The sequence below is a fragment of the Rufibacter immobilis genome (assembly GCF_003721565.1).
GTDB lineage: Bacteria > Bacteroidota > Bacteroidia > Cytophagales > Hymenobacteraceae > Nibribacter > Nibribacter immobilis.
This window is the reverse complement of record NZ_RJJE01000017.1, coordinates 1,556,266-1,573,464: the sequence shown is the minus strand read 5'-3', so window position 1 is coordinate 1,573,464 and position 17,199 is coordinate 1,556,266. Positions and strand designations below refer to the sequence as shown.

The following is a 17,199-nucleotide window of genomic DNA, read 5'->3' as shown; positions in this document are numbered from 1 at the left end:
TTTTGCGTTTAGCGGCTCTTTTTTTAAAATCAGGGCTAAACTAGCGCACCTTCATCACGCCGGCTCCATGGTAAGAGTGGTATTCGGCGTTGTACATGGCGTCTGCGCCCACGGGTCCCATCTGGAAATCTCCTTTAGAGACCGCGCGCACCTGGTAGAAGAAATACTGTGTGTTGGGGCGGGCGGTGGTGTAGAGGTTGATGCGGTCGTCCCGGATGTCGAGGTGCTCCGGTGTGGCGGGTTCCATTTTCTGGAGCCATCCAAACTCGCGCGACACCATGAGGCGGGGATTCTCAATCTCGAACCCGGCGGGCAGCAGGTCTGTGACGGCCACGTTCGGGATGGTTCTCCCGTCCAACGACTGCAATGCGATTCGCACCACCACCAGATCATTCTGCCCTACTGTCGCGTCGGTGATTTCCTTCCCGTCACGGGTGAAGAAGGTTTTGCGCACCTGCAGGAAGTTGTCCTGCTGCTGATAGCTGCCGCTGCGGCTGATGCCTTCAGTTTCCCAGAAGTAGTACAAGGTGCCCTGGCCTTTACCCTGTAGCGTAATTGGACCGGCATTCAGCTTGTTGGGCAGCAGCAGGTCCTTGCCTTGGTAGGTGCCCACGGTTTTGCCATTCTGGATCGCCTTTGCAGTCATGTTGCCGCCGCTTCTCTTGGCCTGTTTCCCCAGGGCCAGCAATGCGAAGGCCCGTTCCTGAGTGTTGTACCAGCGGCTAGACCGCAGTTCCTGTGAAAGATGACGCGCCAGCACCGGCACCTGCGGATGGTCTGGGTTGGCTTCCAGCAGGCTGTTCAGGGAAAGCGCCATGTCCCGGAGGGGCGAGTAGAAAGAGCCGTTCAGCGCCCGCACCGAGGTTTCGCCGGCAAATGAGCGGGGCAGCAGCTGCCGGAAACTCTGGTGGCCGCCGTTGAGGGCGTAGGTGCTGGCCAAGACATAGCGGGCATCCAGGGAAAGAAGTTCGGGCTTGGCTTTGTAGAAGTTCATGGTAGACCAATCGGGCTTGCCCGCCAGGCTGAGCACGTAGAGCGAGTAAGCGGTTTCATGGGCGGCAATCACTTTCTGTTGCAGCTTGCGGGCGGCATCATAGTAGCGGTACTCCTCGGTGCCTTTGGTTTTGACCATGCGCTGCAGGTAAGACTGGGCACGGCTGAGCACCTGCTGGTTCACCGGATAACCGGCTTTGCGAGCCTCCAGCAGGAAATGGACCGCGTAGGCGCTGCTCCACCAATCAGTATCGGAGCCGCCGGGCCAGTAGGTGAAGCCGCCGTCATACTGCTGCATGCCTTCAATTTTGGTGATGGCCTCCTGCACCAGATAGGCGGGGTTGTAGCTTCGGCCTTTCTGCCCCTGGTTCAAGGCTTTGGCCAGATCTGCATAATACAGGAGCGGGAACGCCGTGGACGTAGTCTGCTCCAGACAGCCATGCGGATACCGGAGTAAAAACGTGATGTCATCTGTGAACTGCGCCAGCGGCGAAGAACTGACCACCAGTTTGGAAGACACCGAGGACGGGATAAAGTCATGGGCGGGCTTGATCTGCACGCTGGCCCCGTTCTTGAGCGTACCAGAGCCGGTAATCTGGGCCAGAGGCGCCGCCGGTCTTACAGACAGCTCCGTGGTATTGCTGAACTGTTCACCCAGCGCCTTCACCAGCACTTTCACGGTGGCCTGCCCAATAGCTGGTGCGGCCACTACTTTGTACACCACCTGCTTTTCGGCGTTAGCCGCGGAAGTAGACGATGCCGTGGCCGCCCCTACCACTCTCAACGGACCCGTCACCGAAATGGAACTGCTGAAAGCGGCGTTTTTGGCCGTGGTATTGCTGATGGTCACGGGCACCAAGAGCGTGTCTTTGGGGCTCATGAACCGGGGCAGCGCCGTACTGATCACCATGGGATCAGCCACGCGCATCAGTTTCTCGGCGGAGCCGAAGGCGTTCTCTTTGTAGGCCACCGCCATGACGCGAACCGCCCCGGAGAACTCGGGAATCTTGACTTTCACCGTAGCCTGGCCGCTGCCGTTGGTTTTAAGCCGTCCGCTCCACAGAGACACCAGTTTCACCCGTTTGGAAGTGAGCGGATTGATGCGTTTCTCCAGATCATAGCCATCGCCGCCCACGCTGGAACGGGAGCCGCTGAGCTCGGGGAAGAGAAACGGGTAAAGATCAAAAGCCTGCACCTCCAGCGCCCGCTTCTGGTAGAAGAAGGCGTGCGGGTCTGGCGTCTGATAGTCTTTCAGCTGCAAAATTCCTTCGTCTACCACGGCCAGCGTCACTTCTGCGTTAGGCGCCGTTTTGATGGTCACCTGTTGGGTGCGGTTAGAGCGGGAAAGTTCCGGCGCGGTGATGGCTACGTCCAGCTTGGTCTGCTTCTTGGTAACGGTTAAAGGTTTGAAGCCCCGCGCAATGGTGAGCGGCATCTGATTGTCTTTCACTTCGCGCAAGGCCACCGCCGAGATGTACACCGTAGGCAAATGCTCGTCTTTGATGGGCAGCTTAAGCGAGGCTGCTTTCTTATCGGTTTTGAGGTAGTGGTAACTAAGGACTTTGTTCTGCTCCACGGTGACCAAAATCTTGCCCGCAAACGGTGACTTGAAGAGAATTTTGGCATCGTCGCCTACCTCGTAGGTTTCTTTGTCCAGCGCAATGTCTACTTCGCCTTCGGTGTTTACCTCAAACGAGGTGCTTTCGGTATCGCCCCAACCGTAGGCGTAAAATTCCTGGGCCACGTAGTTGTAGGCTCCGGGCCTCATGATGCGTAGCTCGTACTCGCCGGAAGTGGAGGGTAGGAAGCTCACCGCCGTACGGCCTTTGTCTACCTGTAACACCGTGTTCAGGAGAATACTTTCCCGCCTTTGCGATTTGTAGTTGTAGTTCTCGCTGTAGCGTTCCATCACCGTCTCATAGGTATAGCGCACCAACTGCACCTGAACTTTGGTGGAAATGGGCTGCCCCTGGGCGTTGAGGGCAATGATAGGCACCTGCATCTGCTGACGCGTGCTCACGTAGGTGTCGAATTTTTTGAGCCCGAAGAAGGCGTACTGGGTGCTCACGTTGAACTTGTTCAGGCGGTTCACGGGGCGGCCGGTCTCATCAAACACGGTAGTGAAGAGCGATCCTTCCAGCAGCCCTACATCCTGAAAACCGCTCAGGGAGAACGTTTCCTGGCCTTTGCCCTGCGCATTGGTCTCGCCCTGGCGCACGCTGTTCTGTAGGTTGGTTTCTCCGGCGTTGTTTAATTCAAAGGTATAGTCTGGGTAACGAGGGGCTTCAAAGGTTTTCTTCTTCAGGCTGAGTTGCACTTCATAATTGCGCCCGGCGGCTGGTGGCCCGAAGAGGTTCTGTGCCGTCAGGTTCACCTGCACGTTTTCACCCGCGTTGAAGTCGGTTTTATTCAGGAGGGTGGTTACCTTGAGTCGGTCGGGCATGAATTCCTCCACGCCAATCTTCCGTGAGTTGAGGAGCACATCGTTCCCGGAGTAGACTTCCAGGGTATAAGTACCAGTTACCACCGAAGTGCTGAGCACGAAAGAGGCTTCATAGGCCCCTTCTTTGTTTAGGGTGCCCTTCTGGCTACGGTACTCTTTGCCGTTGGGCAGGAGCAGTTTCACTTTCAGGGGCAGGCCGCTCACGGTTTTCCAGTTGGGGGTGCGTACCACCGTGTTCACATGAACAGTATCACCGGGGCGGTAGAGGTCGCGGTCACCGTAGACGAAGGCATCATAGTTCAGATCGGCCAGGCGCTTTCCGCCCACGTCAAAGCGGGAGGTGTTCACCTCGGTTTGGGTGTACGGCAAATAATTGAAGTCATTGCCCTGGCGGGCAGTGATGAGGGCAATCTTGAACCCGGCGGCGGTTTTGTCTATATCCGGGAAACGGGCTACACCGTCTTTGTCAGTAGTGGCGGTGTGCACCACCTGATTGTTCGTACTAATGAAGCGCACCTCCACCTCCGGCAGGGTTTGGGCCGTCCGGATGGAGTTGGCGAAGACCAGCACCTCGTTTTTGCCCTGCTTGGCAATAAGCCCAATATCCGACATTGACACGATTTTGGAATCTTTGAGCCAGTTTTGCTCGATGCTGGCAATGGTGATCACGTACAAGCCTTTGAAGTGGCTGTCAAAGTCCAGATCGGCTAAGTCCAGGTTAAGGAGGTGGTGCTTGCCCTGTTTGCGCAGGCTGTTGGTTTCATATTCCCGCTCAAAAATGGTTTTACCGTTGGTCTCGTTCACGTCATAGTAGGAGGTTTCGTAATACTCCTCGGTTTCCTCATCATAATGGCCGTCATAGGTCTGGCCTTCCTGCAGGTAGCGCAGAATATTGTTCTCAAACACCTTGCTGATGCTCACCTTCACGCGCGGCACCTTGGCCAGATTAAGGGCGATGTTGCGGGCGCCCTGGCTGTTCAGGTAAATACTTTTCTTGTTCACAAACGCCACCGTGGGCTGCGCCGATTCAAACGAAACCGGATGCGTGTAGTCTTTGCCCAGCGGTTTGCCCACCACGCCGCTTAACTCCCCTGACACCATGAGGGTGAGCGTCTGCGCCGAAAAGTTTCCGCTGAGCACCATGCCGTTCTCCAGCCGCTCCACCGTGAAGTCACGCCGCGGACTCACGGCAACCAGCGCGTTCAGGTCGGGGTTCACGATGGGCTGGGTGGTGAGTACATAGATTTTATCCTGCCCTTCTTCCTGCACGGCCACCACCTCCATGATCTGCATCTGGTCACGGCTGGGTACGGTGGCAATGGTTTGAATAGGCTCCGGGGTTTGGTAGGTGCTGCCGGGCGTAGAGAGTCCTTTGTCTATGGACACCCGCACCGGGATACCGGCGGTGCTGTTCTGGTCCAGCCCTTTTACTTTGATGGACAAGTTCTCGCGGTTGCCGCTCACCAGTTCCACCGGCAGCTCCTGATTTCCGGAATAGACCTTGAGCTTGTCGCGCAGGTGCGGGAACGGCACGGGGTAGTTGAAATCGAAGAGCAGATTGGCCTCCAGCTGCGTGGGATTGTTATCGTTCTGGGTCCAGTAGGCTTTGGTGGAGGTGAGTTGCAGGTACGGCGTATGGAACTTCATTTCCTGCCCACTCGGGATCTTGTATTTAGTGGCCGAATGCTGCAACAGGAGCGAAGAGAGTTCGGCGGTATAGGCGGTGCTGGGCGCGAAGGATTTGGCAGGGGAGAACACCAGCTCATTGGGGGCTGTCCATTTAAACTTGCCCTCTACTTTGGGGCTGAACGTGAGGTAGGGGATGGTGTCCCACTGGTTCAGCAGCGAATCTGAGACCAGCTCTTTGTCAAAGGTGAAGACGAGGTTCTGTTCCTGTGCCACCTCGGCCTCAAAGTTCTTTTTCTCCAGCCGCAGCTCATCGCTTTTGCCCCGGCAGCCCACTAGTTGCAGCAACAGAAGAAAGGTCAGAAAAGGGAGGAAACTAGACCAGAGAGAGGCGTTTTTATGAGGTGTCATAAAGAGAGAAAGTGGGAGTGCCTTATTGGGCTAAACATACAAATACTTTGGTTTGGGAAAGAGGGAGTTATTAAAATAATTTTATAAAGAAAGGGAGGTGAAGCTAAGGAGCTAGCTTGTGCCGATGGAGCTAAGAAAAGGGAATGACAGGTTTACGTTTAGGAGCCGTTTTTCGGAAAAGAGGCTCTAAACAGATGATGGGAGATACCTACTGGAAATGGGTACTCTAAAGGCACGAGAGAGGATGGTTAATCTACCAGATCGTTCAAAAAAGAGATGATTTCTGAGGTGGAGAACACGTGGTGTACCATGCCGGTGTTAATGGCGGCCTGGGGCATGGTGGGTACTTCGGCGGTGGCGGGGTTCTGGGCAATGGTGAGGCCTCCGGCGCGGGCAATTTCCGCCATGCCTCGGGCACCGTCGGCGTTGGCGCCGGTTAGCAGAATGCCCAGTAGTTTCTCTCCGTAGTGGGCCGCAAGGCTCTCAAAGGTGACATCAATGCTGGGGCGGCTGTAATGGACTTTCTCTGAGGCATCCAGGCTGAAGGTGAAGTCTGTTTCCACCAGCAGATGGTAATCGGCGGGCGCCACGTAGACCGTGCCGGGGCAGATCTTTTCTTTCTCTTCGGCTTCTTTGATGCGCAGCGGGGTGCGGGGCTGCAGAATATCTGAGAGAAAGCCGCTGGAGGAGGACGCGTTGCGGTGCAACACAAACAGGATGGGCACCTGAAACCGCCCAGACAGCGCCGGAATCATCTGAATGGCCACTCCAATGCTACCCGCTGAACCTCCAATTACAATAAACTCAAATTTTCTTTCCTGCATAGGAGGCGCTTCCGCTTTTCATCCAGATTTTCTGTTCCCGGTTCAGGTACGTGTAGGCGTCTTTACTGGTGGAATGCACTAACGTTTCCTTGGCCCCCAATGCCAGTATGCCACCGGCAGGAAGGCTCTCCGTGAACAGGTTGAATACGCGGTCTTGCAGGTCGCGGTTGAAATAGATAAGCACGTTGCGGCACAGAATGAGGTTGAACTCATTGAAAGACTGGTCAGACACCAGATTGTGCACCGAGAACACCATGCGCTGGCGCAGTTCATCGGAGAACAAAGCCTGGTTATAACGCACCGTGTAATAGTCTGACAAACTGGAAGTACCACCACTTTGCAGGTAGTTCTCTGAGTAAGTTTTCAGGTTGGCGACGTGAAAGAGGCCGCTTTTGGCCTGTTGCAGTACGTGCGGGTTCAGGTCTGTGCCGTAAAGAAGCGTGCGGTTTAGCAGATTAGCCTCCTGGAGCAGGATGGCCAGGGAATAGACTTCCTCCCCGGTGGAGCAGCCCGCGTGCCAGATTCTGATGAACGGCTCCTGAGCCAATATTGGGAATACCTCTTGCCGCAGGGTGTGGAAGAAGGCCGGGTTCCGGAACATCTCGGTCACGTTCACCGTGATCTGTTCTACCAGATACGCAAAGAAATCTGGGTCTGTGGTGACCTGGTAATGCAGCTCCGCTATGCTGGGGATCTTTTTTAACAACAGCACCCGGTTGATCCTGCGCTTAAGCGATTCTCTGGAGTAGGCCGTGAAGTCATAGCGGTACAGCCTGGCCATTTCCTTGAGCAGCTTCTCCAGTTCCTCGTCTACAATCCTCAGCTCAGGTTCCTGCATCTAATTGCTATTTTGTTAGGTGCTGGTGAATAAGAGCCTCCAGCTGGTCTGTGTCAATGGGTTTGGCTATGTACTCTGTGGCCCCAGCGGCCAGGCATCTTTCTTTGTCGCCGGGCATGGCCTGGGCGGTAACCGCAATAATAGGCAAATCACGGAACTGGGGCTGTTGGCGCAACGCCTGGGTAGCCTCATATCCATCCATGACGGGCATCATCATGTCCATGAGTACTACATCCACTTCGGGCTGCTTCGCCAGCACATCCAGACATTCCTTTCCGTTCTGGGCGGTTAAGATGGTGTAGCCTTTGAGTTGTAGAACAGCCTTTAAGGCGAAAATGTTACGTGGGTCATCATCCGCGAGGAGGAGCGTGGGTTTAGGGGCCATTTTTCTGAAATTAAGCTTAAAACAGGGTTTCCAGCAGGTCTACGTCAATGGGTTTGGTGAGGAAGCCGTCGGCGCCGGCTGAGATACTCTTCAGCTTGAGGCCGGGGCTGTCGTCTGCGGTAATGACAATGACCTTGGTTTTCTTGTACTGTGGAATCTGGCGGATGTATTTGATGGTTTCCACCCCATTCATCTGGGGCATGTTATAGTCCATGAGAATGGCGTCTAAGTGCGGACGCTCATCTAAAATCTGGAGGCATTGTTCCCCGGTGAGGGCTGCGGTACAGCTGTAGCCTCTGGGAATCAACACGGCGGAGAGCGCAAAGATGTTGGTGCTTTGGTCATCCACTATCAAGATTGATTTCTTTTGGGTAGTCATGGTAAGCTGGAAAATTAGTAGAGCCACACCCGCAGAAGCGAGAGCAACTGGTCTATGTCTACTGGTTTGGCAATGTAATCAGACGCTCCGGCGGCAATGCACTGGTGCCGGTCATTAGGCATGGTCTTGGCCGTAACCGCAATGATAGGCGTGTTCTTGTACTTAGGTTTCTTCCGGATAGCCGCCGTGGTCTCATAACCGTCCATTTCGGGCATCATGATGTCAATGAGGACTGCATCTAGATGCGGGTCTGACTCCAGTAGGTCCATGACCTGTTTCCCGTTGACGGCCGTGATCACGTTTACCTGGTGCTGTTGCAATACTTTGGTGAGTGAATAAAGATTTCGATTGTCATCATCGGCGAGCAGAATAGTCTTACCGGTCAGCTCACGTTCTATTAGTTTATTTTTCTTGGGTGCCTCAGAAGACGGTTGCTGGGTCTGGTTCACAATGTGCAGGAAGATGCTCACCTCATTGAGCAGTTTCTCGTACGTGTTCCCTTTGCGCACAATGCTGGTAGTGGCGTATTTGTTTATCCTGTTCTCATCTTCCTTGGTGATGGTGTTGCCGGTATACACTATAACGGGCAGCTTCTCAAAAGAAGTATCTTTCTTGATTTGCTCCAGCACATTGTAAGCCACCTGTTCATTGATGGAGATGTCCAGAATCACTCCGTCTACCTCGTTTGATTTAAGCTTTTCCAACCCTTCAGAGCCGGTATGGGTGACTACGGTGTCTATGCCGTTCTCCCGGAAGTAGGTGGAAAGCGCCTGGGCGTGCTTCTCATCATTCTCCACTATGAGCAGCAAGCGGGAGTTTTTGTTGCCGGCGCTTTCCAGACGCTCCAGCATAATGCCCAGTTCTTTCTCCGCGAGCGGTTTGTTGATGAACTCCACGGCCCCTAACTGAAGGCTCTTTCGGCGGGCTTCCTCTGAGGACATGGTGTGCACCGGTATATGACGGGTAGCCGCATCCTGCTTCAGGTGTTCCATCACGTTCCAGCCATCCATGACGGGCAGGTGGATGTCTAGCAGGATACCCTGCGGTTGGTACTGGCGGGCTAGTTCCACACCCTCATCGCCGCGGGTGGCAATGAGGGTTTTGTAGCCTTTGCGGGTAATGAACGGTACCAGAGCTTTGATAAAGAGTTCATCATCTTCAATGATAAGAATGACTTTGTCTTCAGAGGTGATGCTGGCGCGGTCATCTGGCACAGCACTAGGAGCCGCTACCGCTGGTGATGCTTTTTCTGGGACAGTGGTTGCTACCGGTTCTGGGGCTGGAGTGACCTTATTAGCGTTTTCCTCTGGGTAATCCTGTGGCGCAACAGGGGAGAGGGATAGCGGTATGTAAATGGTAAACTCACTGCCCTGCCCCGGTTCGCTTTCCAGCTGGATTTCGCCGCCCAAGAGTTTGGAGATTTCCCGGCTGATAGACAAGCCCAAACCGGTACCGCCGTAACTGCGCCGGCTGGAGCCGTCTACTTGTTTGAAGGCTTCAAACACCAGCGCCTGTTTTTCTTTGGGTATGCCAATGCCGGTGTCTTTCACCTTGAAGGCAACAACCGAGGTTTGGTTGAGAGCATCATTTTTGAATGTTACTTCAGACGGGTTTACCGGAGCCACCTGCAGCGTCACCTGCCCCTTGTCGGTGAACTTGATGGCGTTAGACAACAGGTTCTTCAGGACTTGCTCCAGCCGTTGCTTATCGGTGGAGAGGTGAGCGGGCAGGGAAGGAGCAAAGTCGAAAACCAGGTCAAGGCCTTTGTTTTTCGCCAACGGGGTAAACATGGCCTGCAGGTCATTGGCTATTGCCGTGAAAGGAACCTGATCAATCGTGATTTCCATTTGGCCCGCTTCAATTTTAGACAGGTCCAGAATTTCATTGATAAGCTCCAGCAAACCTTGCCCAGAGTTATGGATCACGCGGGCGTACTCATAGCGGTCATCTCCCAGATCCAGGTCTTTGCTGTCGGCCAGGAGCTTGGCCAAGAGGAGGATGGAATTGAGCGGTGTACGCAGTTCATGGCTCATGTTGGCCAGAAATTCAGATTTGTACTTGCCAGACAGCTCCAGTTCCCGGTTTTTCTGCTCTACTTCTTTGTTTAACTGAATAAGCTCACGGCTCTTCTGTGCAATGTATTGGTTTTGTTCTTCCAGTAGCTGGGCCTTCTCTTCCAGTTCCTGGTTAGATTGCAGTAACTCTTCCTGCTGCACCCGCAGTTCCTCTTCAGAGGCCTGTAGTTTCTGCTGCTGCTCTTCCAGGTCTGCATTGGTGCGTTGCAGTTCGTCTTGCTGTACCATGAGTTCCTCAGACTGGGTCTGGGTCTCCTGTAAGAGTTCATGCACGCGCAAGCGGTTGTTGGCCGTGTGCAGGGCTACGGCGGTGTTGGTAGACGCAATCTGGAGAAACTCCAGGGCCATTTCAGGTAAGGGTTGAATAGTACCCATCTCCAGCACGCCCAGCAGCTGGTCATTGAATACCAGCGGGTAAATGATAACAGTAGCCGGTGTACCCTGTAACAGCCCAGAATTTACCCTGAACAACTCAGAAGGGACGTTGCGCAGCACCAGCGGCTCTTTGTCCTGGGCTACCTGGCCCACCAGGCCTTCGCCCGGGAGAATTCTGCTTTGGGTTTCCAGTTCAGTGGCGTAGGCGGCAGCGGTAGTCATGAAGGTGTTGGCCTCGTCCATGAGGTAAAATTTCCCAAGGGTGGCATTGAGGTAATGGAGCGTGTGGCTCAGGGCGTCTTCGGCCAGTTCAGAGGGGTTTTTCTCGCCTTTCAGGTGGTCGTTGAGCTCTACTACGCCTTGCTGGAGCCAGGCCTGCTTCTCCAGTTGGTTGAAACTCTGTTCCAGCTCAGCGGCCATCTGGTTCAGGGCATCGGCTAAGCCGCCTAGGCGGTCATTCTTGGTGATGTCAATTCTGGTGCTGTATTCGCCGCGCGAAATTTTCTGGGCGATGTCTGAGATGATGGCCACCCGCTGCTTCATTTCCTCAGAGGCCTCTTCTATCTGTTGCTGGAGTTCCTCCCGTTTGCGCAGGTCTGAGGTGATGCGGCCAAATGCGAAAAAGGTGATCACAAAGGAGAGGAGCGCGGCGCCCACTACCAGGATAGGGGTAACGCTGGTATACTTTTCCAGACGTTCGCTTTCATCCAGCAGAAACCGCTGTTCCTCGGCCTGCATTTTGTCCACCATGGCGCGGGACTGGTTCATCAGGCTTTTGCCGGTTGGGATGTTCTTCAGGGCGAAAGCCGGATCGGAAAGGTTCATGAGACCATCGTCAATGACCTTAAACCGCTGGTTCATGATGGGCAGAAAGGCTTCCAGGTTCTTCTGTTGCACCGGGTTGTTGGCGGAGAGTTCCTTGGCGCGGTTAAAGCTTGCCTGCGCCCGCTCATAGGCACCTGCGTATGGCCCCAAGTAGAGGGAATCCTTCATGAGCAGAATGCCCCGGTAGCCGGTTTCGGCGTCTTTCATGCTGGAGATGATGTTCTCCAGTTCCAGTGAGATAAGGTTAGAGTTGTTTACCTGCTCAGAGCTGTTCACCAGCCGGTTAATGCTCATGTAAGAGGCGGTGGAACTGATGAGCAGCAGCAGCAGAGAAACCCCGAAGCCAAATAACAGGTACCGAATGGTTTTATTTTTCATCTTGATCGCAAGGAAAGTCATCATGAATACGCCCAAATGGACGCATTTCTCTAATCCTGCAAAGATGTGGTAATCTTTTAAATTTTATCTCAAAAAAAGATTAGATGCAGTAGTAGCCTGCATTGATGGCTTATTTGAAGGCAGAGTTGGGAACAGCGATGTGCTGAGCTTAAAACGCCAGAAATGAGGGGTTCAGCAAGGAAGGTTTATTGTAGTGCAACTCCGCAGATAGATCAGTTTGGTAGATGCCGTAGCCAAGGGCGTTTAGCAGGGCGTGGGCCGCGGCGGTGTCCCATTCCATGGTAGGCGCGAACCTGGGGTAGAGGTCCGCCTTCCCCTCGGCCAGCAGCATGAACTTGAGGGAACTGCCCATGGAAACCAATTGCGCCTGGCTGAACTGCTCAATGAACGTTTTGGTCTCTGGGCTCAGGTGGGTGCGCGAGGCGATGATTTTCAGGTGCGGGCGCTTGCCTAATTCTTGCAGGTTCTGTTTCTGCGGCAGCGGGATTAATGGCGTGCTTTCGCCTCTCTCTTCTTTAAAAACCCCAGTCTCTCCTGCTCCCCAATAAAGCGTCTCCAGACATGGCGCAAACACCACGCCCGCCACCGGTTGGTTTTGGTGCATGAGCGCGATGTTCACCGTGAACTCTCCGTTTCTCTTGATAAATTCCTTGGTGCCGTCCAGCGGGTCCACCAGCCAGTACCAGGTCCAGACGGAGCGCGCTTCGTAGTTGAGGTGGGTTCCTTCTTCAGACAGAACGGGCAAGCCGGTGGCGGCCAAATGCCGGGAGATAATGGCGTGGGCGGCTTGGTCGGCGCGGGTGAGCGGGGAGTCGTCCTCTTTCAGCTGTACCCCAAAGTTAGGGCTGTGGTACACTTCCAGAATGGCGGCACCGGCCTCCAGAGCGGCGGTGCGGGCAAGGGAAAGCAGTTCCTGGGTAGTGGTGTTTTTCATGGCGGGGTACTGCGGTGACAATGTGCTTTGCGTTTAGGGGCTCTTTTTGGAAAAACGGCCGCTAAATGCAAAGGGCTGAATGAACAAAGGTAAGAGGAGTTTCACAGTACTGGGGCAGATCAGTTGTTCAGCAGGGCACTGGCTTTTTCTGGCAGTGAGACCAGGGGTTCCACCACGTCAATTATTTTCAGGAGCGATTCTTCCACCGATTCTTCACCCGTGCATACTTCCACGTCTGGGGCCAGCGGGGCTTCATAGGGTGCGCTGATGCCCGTGAAATTAGGGATGATACCCTGGCGGGCTTTTTGGTACAAACCTTTCACATCGCGCTGCTCGCAGACTTCCAGGGAGGCATTTACATAAATCTGCGTGAACCGGTCCGGGCCCACAATCTGCTTCACCAGTTCCCGCTCTTCCTCGTAGGGCGAGATGAACGCGCACAGCACCACCATGCCTGCCTCCAGCATGAGCTTCGCTACTTCGGCCACGCGCCTAAGGTTCTCTTTGCGGTCTGCCGCTGTAAAACCCAGGTCCTGATTGAGACCGTGCCGCACGTTGTCGCCGTCCAGCAAGAACACCTTGAAACCGCGGTGAAACAGGTAATGCTCCAGCCGCAGCGCCAACGTGGTTTTCCCGGAGCCCGAAAGTCCCGTGAGCCAGACCAGCCTGGGTTCCTGTTGCATCATCTCTTTGCGTTGGCGGGTGCAGATTTTAGATTGAAAAGGGAAGAGGTATTTCATAGCATGGGGTGAAGCAGTGGCAGCTTGGTTCTGAAACAGAAATTTTCCTTCTACGCAAAAATCAAAGGGTGGCTGCCTGGTGTGGAAAAGAAGCGAAGGGAAGCGGTGGTAGGGCAGGGCTATAACCTTTGGGCCGGTAAATACGTGAGGGGAGACAAACTCAACCGCAAACCCAAACCTCATGCACATTCTGCAAGGCGGCGCACCTAAGTGCGGAAACTTCTGGCTCTACCAGATCATCCAGGCAATTCTACAGAGAACCGGCCAACCCCACCAAAGCTTTATTCAGCGGCACGCCATCTACCAACTGGCCAAAGACTGGGACCTCAACTACCCCAGCCAGGCCAGCATAGACGTGTTAGACATTACTGATTTGCAGTACAGCTACCGGATCAGTAGTATTTTCAGGATGCCGGTGGAAGACATAGAAGACTATGTGCGCCAGACGAACCATGTCTGGACGCATTCGCCTATCTGCAAAAGGAGCGGTGAGCTGCTGAACCTCTTTGACAAGAAGGTGTACATCATCCGGGACCCCAGAGACCGGGCCATTTCGGCGGCCAAGTACTATTGCTCAGACTACATGCTCAAATACTATCCGCAGGAAATAAGGGATCCGCAGCAATACCTGGCACAGCATTTTGACGCGCTCCTGCAGGAATGGGTGTGGCACGTGTTTGACCATCTGCGCCTGCGGCAGGAATACAACCTCCACATCACGCTCTACGAAGCCTTTCTGCTGGATTTCCGGCAGGAGCTGAACCATTTGCTGGCCTACCTGGGCCTGGAACTGGACGAGCGGCAACAGGAGGAGCTGGAGGTGGCCATGAGCTTTGCCACCCTCAAGCAGAAGAACCCCAAGCACCTCAAGAAAGGGCAGGCCGGTTACTGGATGGAGCAACTCACCCCAGAACAGGTGGAGCGCGCCCAGGTCATAGCCGGACCTTTGCTCCGTTACCTGAACTACCCAACTTCGGCGGGCGGCCCCATGACGTACGCCCCCACCTTAGCCGACGTAGATTTTGAGGAGCTGAAGCAGGAGATCATTGCCTCGCAGCAACCGCTGTACGCTTAAGCAGCATGCTTTACCAAACGCCTACCTGTCGGCCTACGGTTTTGAGCTGGCCGGTGTGGTAGCCGTTGTGGTGCAGCGCGGTCATGGCGGCCCAGGAGAGGGTTTTGCCGTTGGGGTACACTTTGAATAAATCAATGGAGGGGTCCTGCACCAGTTGCACCATTTCCTCCAGTTCCCGCTCAAAGGCGTCAATGGCGGTGTTCCATTCCACGGCACTCTGGGGCGTGTGGTTCTGGGGCCAATGCGCGTCTGGCCAGATTTCCAGGTTCTTCTCCGGGTCTTTCATGAACTGAAGGAGGGTGTGTTGCCGCGCCTGCATGTGGCCCAGCAGCACCCACCCCGAGAAATGGAGGCCGGGCAACATAATACCGGCTTTGTCATAGTGGAATTCGCGGAGCAGGATCACGTTGGGCGCAAAACCGCCTCTTAAAAGCTCTACCAGTTGGGCCCTAACTTGGGTGTCTATGTGTTTGTCTTCTGCCATGCAAGAGTAACAAGGGCGCTTGTTTCGCCTTGCCAGAGCTCTGAAACGGACAACCTGCCTTTTGGGTTAATACCCGTTGTAGCAGGCAAAGCAGTTGCAGCCCCAGAGGCCGCTCAAGAACAATGTACCTCTCCGTAGTCTGAGAAAAGCCATTCCTGCGCCGCCTCTTTGCTTGTGAAAGACTCAAATTTGGTGATGGCGGTAAAATTGGTTTGGCTGCTCAGCGTCTCATAAATACGGTGAATGTCCAGCAGGTCTATGCTTTCTTTAGAAGACAGGCGGGCGTACTTTCTAAGTTTGGAGGCGGCCAGCAGGGGAGTAACTTCCCGTATAACCCAGTTTTGGTTCGCGAAGTCCAGATAGGGGATGGTGCGGGCGTCACTGAGCCAGTACTCAGAGTTCAGGTCAACGGCAAGGGAGACAGCCATCCTAAACAACTCTCTAAAGGTGTCATTCTGAGGTGTTTTGAGCCATTCCAGATAAATGAAACTTACGTGGGGATCTATCTCAATTTTCAGGTAATCGTCCTGGTGCAGGGGTTGGAGTTGTAAATCTATGTGCATGGGAGAACCGTGCCGCAGCTTGGTGTTAAGGATGAAACCAAAGTGACATTGTCGCCGTCTGTGGCCGACAATTTAGGAAGTATTTGATAATTCTGCTGCTCTGCCCGTCTCATCTCTCGTCTGCACATGAATTAACACATCTTAACTTTTTAAATAATTTTATTTAACGAGTTCCCAGGCAGCGCGTTGCAGCATAGGCGTTGCGTCTGAATAATTTCTGGCCGGTTCTGGCGGTGAAAAGAACATACTGCTCCATCAGGAACCTCCCGCTCAAGAGCCTTTTGTTTAGGGGCTCTTTTTTGAAAAAGCGGCCCTAAACGCAAATGGCCATCGCTGTTTCCCAATGCCTTTTTTTACCTACGGGTTCTTATACATTTCGTCCGAAAGGAGTGGTAGTGAGGTGGTTAATACGGAAAATGGCGCATTAGTACTCAATTATTTTAAACCAGGAATTATTTGTAATGTTTTCTGTTGCGCCATTAACTAAAACGCAAAGCCGATGCAGGAGAAAATACCCGTGGAGAGAGTGATCGCTACCATTGAGAAAGCCGACTTAGTGGACTGTGCAGACGCAATAGAATTTATTAACCAGCTGGATTTCTATCAATACTCGCAGGCCGAGCTCAAAGCGATCAGTGATAAACTCAGCGAACGGATTACCCAGCTCATCCGGCTGGAGGTAAGAGGCATCTAGTTCTCCGCGGCCGCGCCCAACCAAGTGCGTAACTATTTCATGGGGGCTTTTGCGTTTAGCGCCCGTTTTTCCGGAAAAAGGCTTAAACTAGCTCTCCGGTTTAATTGGGCGTGCAACGGCGAGGCAGGAACAAACGGCAGAAGGCCTCGTACAGATGGGAGGTAAAAGGCTGTGTCATAACAGCTGGTAATGTTTCACCCCTAAAGAAGAAAACCCATGTGGCAACCAATTCCCCGGCCGTTGCACGGCATCGCAGACGTAGCCTATATTCCGGCAGTGGCCTCGGCCCCAGAAACTGTTGGCTTCACCGAAGAAGAAACCGCCACCACGCTTTGCCGTGCCATTAGCGGAGGCACCCTGGTGTCGGCGCTGGTGACCAAGGCAGAGTGGGGCGCGGTGCAGGTAATGCCCTACAAGGCGCACCTGGCCATTGATTTTGTGACCAGCGCGTTCTCCCTGGCGGCGCCCTGGCTCTTCGGGTTTGCCCATAACACCAAAGCCCGCAACACCTTCCTCACCATTGGCTTAACCGGTCTGGTGGTGGGTCTGCTTTCCAGACCAGAGGAAATGGACCCGGCCAAAGTGAGAAAACTAAAACTCAGGGCAGACGCGCTGCCGGCTTTGTAATACCCGTTCTTAAGACACGTGCGCGCCTTGCGTTTAGGGGCCGTTTTTCCAAAAACGGCCCCTAAACGCAAGGCGCTGCGCTTTTGACCGCCTCCGGCGCACGTCTAGAACAGGGGCTGTACAACCTTTTTCGGGCTGCCCGTACAAGAATGAAACCATAAACTTCTTCCCATGAACCATTTGTCGCTCCCTAAACTGTCTACTGCTCTCCTTGCCTTCGCTTTCCCGTTCATGGTGGGATGCTCGGTTTTCACCAGCTCCAGCCTCTCCAGCGACCCTGTCATCGCAGACCAGCAACGCCGGGTAGAGGCCCTCAAGGCCGAAGTAACCAAAGCCGAGCAGGATGTGGAATACGCCGAGGAAAAAGAGAAAGCCGCCAAAAGCCGCCTCAAAGCCGCCCAGGACCAATTGCGGGTAATGCAGACCGAGGCCAAGCGCAGAAACGGGTAAATTCTGTAGCTTCTGCCGTTGCCGGTAGCCGGAAGTCTTTTGCGCAAGCCGCCTGATTT

14 protein-coding genes are annotated in these 17,199 nt (G+C 54.1%); 4 read left to right on the top strand and 10 right to left on the bottom strand.

Annotated elements, in window-relative coordinates; all coding sequences use genetic code 11:
* Nucleotides 1–40: 40 nt before the first annotated feature.
* From EFA69_RS19560 to cysC, 8 genes are all read right to left on the bottom strand, one after another.
* A complete protein-coding gene (locus EFA69_RS19560; RefSeq protein ID WP_123134731.1) occupies nucleotides 41–5,473 on the bottom strand; it encodes an alpha-2-macroglobulin family protein in 5,433 nt (1,810 codons plus the stop codon).
* A gap of 248 nt (nucleotides 5,474–5,721) precedes the next feature.
* A complete protein-coding gene (locus EFA69_RS19555; RefSeq protein WP_123134730.1) occupies nucleotides 5,722–6,297 on the bottom strand; it encodes a chemotaxis protein CheB in 576 nt (191 codons plus the stop codon).
* Nucleotides 6,278–7,135 (bottom strand): CheR family methyltransferase, encoded by an 858-nt coding sequence (locus EFA69_RS19550; protein ID WP_123134729.1) that lies wholly within the window; start codon nucleotides 7,133–7,135, stop codon nucleotides 6,278–6,280. The genes EFA69_RS19555 and EFA69_RS19550 overlap by 20 nt, the downstream gene beginning before the upstream one ends.
* 7 nt (nucleotides 7,136–7,142) lie before the next feature.
* Nucleotides 7,143–7,520: a response regulator gene (locus EFA69_RS19545; protein ID WP_123134728.1), complete on the bottom strand. Its 378-nt coding sequence runs from the start codon at nucleotides 7,518–7,520 to the stop codon at nucleotides 7,143–7,145.
* 16 nt (nucleotides 7,521–7,536) lie between these two features.
* A complete protein-coding gene (locus EFA69_RS19540; protein ID WP_123134727.1) occupies nucleotides 7,537–7,899 on the bottom strand; it encodes a response regulator in 363 nt (120 codons plus the stop codon).
* A gap of 14 nt (nucleotides 7,900–7,913) precedes the next feature.
* A complete protein-coding gene (locus EFA69_RS19535) occupies nucleotides 7,914–11,576 on the bottom strand; it encodes a response regulator (protein WP_123134726.1) in 3,663 nt (1,220 codons plus the stop codon).
* Between the two features lie 145 nt (nucleotides 11,577–11,721).
* Nucleotides 11,722–12,507: a 3'(2'),5'-bisphosphate nucleotidase CysQ gene (cysQ, locus tag EFA69_RS19530; RefSeq protein ID WP_123134927.1), complete on the bottom strand. Its 786-nt coding sequence runs from the start codon at nucleotides 12,505–12,507 to the stop codon at nucleotides 11,722–11,724.
* Between the two features lie 119 nt (nucleotides 12,508–12,626).
* Nucleotides 12,627–13,247: an adenylyl-sulfate kinase gene (gene cysC, locus EFA69_RS19525; protein ID WP_123134926.1), complete on the bottom strand. Its 621-nt coding sequence runs from the start codon at nucleotides 13,245–13,247 to the stop codon at nucleotides 12,627–12,629.
* A 181-nt stretch (nucleotides 13,248–13,428) separates the two neighbouring features.
* On the opposite strand from cysC, the gene EFA69_RS19520 reads away from it, so the two are divergent.
* Complete coding sequence (locus EFA69_RS19520; protein ID WP_123134725.1) at nucleotides 13,429–14,322, top strand: sulfotransferase domain-containing protein; 894 nt, start codon at nucleotides 13,429–13,431, stop codon at nucleotides 14,320–14,322.
* Between the two features lie 10 nt (nucleotides 14,323–14,332).
* Here EFA69_RS19520 and EFA69_RS19515 read toward each other — a convergent pair whose 3' ends face one another.
* A complete protein-coding gene (locus EFA69_RS19515; RefSeq protein WP_123134724.1) occupies nucleotides 14,333–14,806 on the bottom strand; it encodes a hypothetical protein in 474 nt (157 codons plus the stop codon).
* A 113-nt stretch (nucleotides 14,807–14,919) separates the two neighbouring features.
* Complete coding sequence (locus EFA69_RS19510) at nucleotides 14,920–15,369, bottom strand: hypothetical protein (protein ID WP_123134723.1); 450 nt, start codon at nucleotides 15,367–15,369, stop codon at nucleotides 14,920–14,922.
* A gap of 499 nt (nucleotides 15,370–15,868) precedes the next feature.
* Between EFA69_RS19510 and EFA69_RS19505 the strand changes: the two genes are divergently transcribed.
* The 3 genes from EFA69_RS19505 to EFA69_RS19495 all read left to right on the top strand — a co-directional run bounded on the left by EFA69_RS19505 (nucleotide 15,869) and on the right by EFA69_RS19495 (nucleotide 17,140).
* Nucleotides 15,869–16,063 (top strand): hypothetical protein, encoded by a 195-nt coding sequence (locus tag EFA69_RS19505; protein WP_123134722.1) that lies wholly within the window; start codon nucleotides 15,869–15,871, stop codon nucleotides 16,061–16,063.
* A gap of 216 nt (nucleotides 16,064–16,279) precedes the next feature.
* Nucleotides 16,280–16,690, top strand: coding sequence for a hypothetical protein (locus tag EFA69_RS19500; RefSeq protein ID WP_123134721.1), 411 nt, complete (start codon nucleotides 16,280–16,282; stop codon nucleotides 16,688–16,690).
* Between the two features lie 171 nt (nucleotides 16,691–16,861).
* Entirely contained in the window at nucleotides 16,862–17,140 is a 279-nt protein-coding gene (locus EFA69_RS19495; RefSeq protein WP_123134720.1) for a hypothetical protein, read from the top strand.
* Nucleotides 17,141–17,199 lie beyond the last annotated feature (59 nt).

Excerpts from the sequence above, each read along its gene's own strand:
- EFA69_RS19560 (WP_123134731.1), bottom strand. The coding sequence starts at position 5,473 with ATGACACCTCATAAAAACGCCTCTCTCTGGTCTAGTTTCCTCCCTTTT.
- EFA69_RS19555 (WP_123134730.1), bottom strand. The coding sequence starts at position 6,297 with ATGCAGGAAAGAAAATTTGAGTTTATTGTAATTGGAGGTTCAGCGGGT.
- EFA69_RS19550 (WP_123134729.1), bottom strand. The coding sequence starts at position 7,135 with ATGCAGGAACCTGAGCTGAGGATTGTAGACGAGGAACTGGAGAAGCTG.
- EFA69_RS19545 (WP_123134728.1), bottom strand. The coding sequence starts at position 7,520 with ATGGCCCCTAAACCCACGCTCCTCCTCGCGGATGATGACCCACGTAAC.
- EFA69_RS19540 (WP_123134727.1), bottom strand. The coding sequence starts at position 7,899 with ATGACTACCCAAAAGAAATCAATCTTGATAGTGGATGACCAAAGCACC.
- EFA69_RS19535 (WP_123134726.1), bottom strand. The coding sequence starts at position 11,576 with ATGATGACTTTCCTTGCGATCAAGATGAAAAATAAAACCATTCGGTAC.
- cysQ (WP_123134927.1), bottom strand. The coding sequence starts at position 12,507 with ATGAAAAACACCACTACCCAGGAACTGCTTTCCCTTGCCCGCACCGCC.
- cysC (WP_123134926.1), bottom strand. The coding sequence starts at position 13,247 with ATGAAATACCTCTTCCCTTTTCAATCTAAAATCTGCACCCGCCAACGC.
- EFA69_RS19520 (WP_123134725.1), top strand. The coding sequence starts at position 13,429 with ATGCACATTCTGCAAGGCGGCGCACCTAAGTGCGGAAACTTCTGGCTC.
- EFA69_RS19515 (WP_123134724.1), bottom strand. The coding sequence starts at position 14,806 with ATGGCAGAAGACAAACACATAGACACCCAAGTTAGGGCCCAACTGGTA.
- EFA69_RS19510 (WP_123134723.1), bottom strand. The coding sequence starts at position 15,369 with ATGCACATAGATTTACAACTCCAACCCCTGCACCAGGACGATTACCTG.
- EFA69_RS19505 (WP_123134722.1), top strand. The coding sequence starts at position 15,869 with ATGCAGGAGAAAATACCCGTGGAGAGAGTGATCGCTACCATTGAGAAA.
- EFA69_RS19500 (WP_123134721.1), top strand. The coding sequence starts at position 16,280 with ATGTGGCAACCAATTCCCCGGCCGTTGCACGGCATCGCAGACGTAGCC.
- EFA69_RS19495 (WP_123134720.1), top strand. The coding sequence starts at position 16,862 with ATGAACCATTTGTCGCTCCCTAAACTGTCTACTGCTCTCCTTGCCTTC.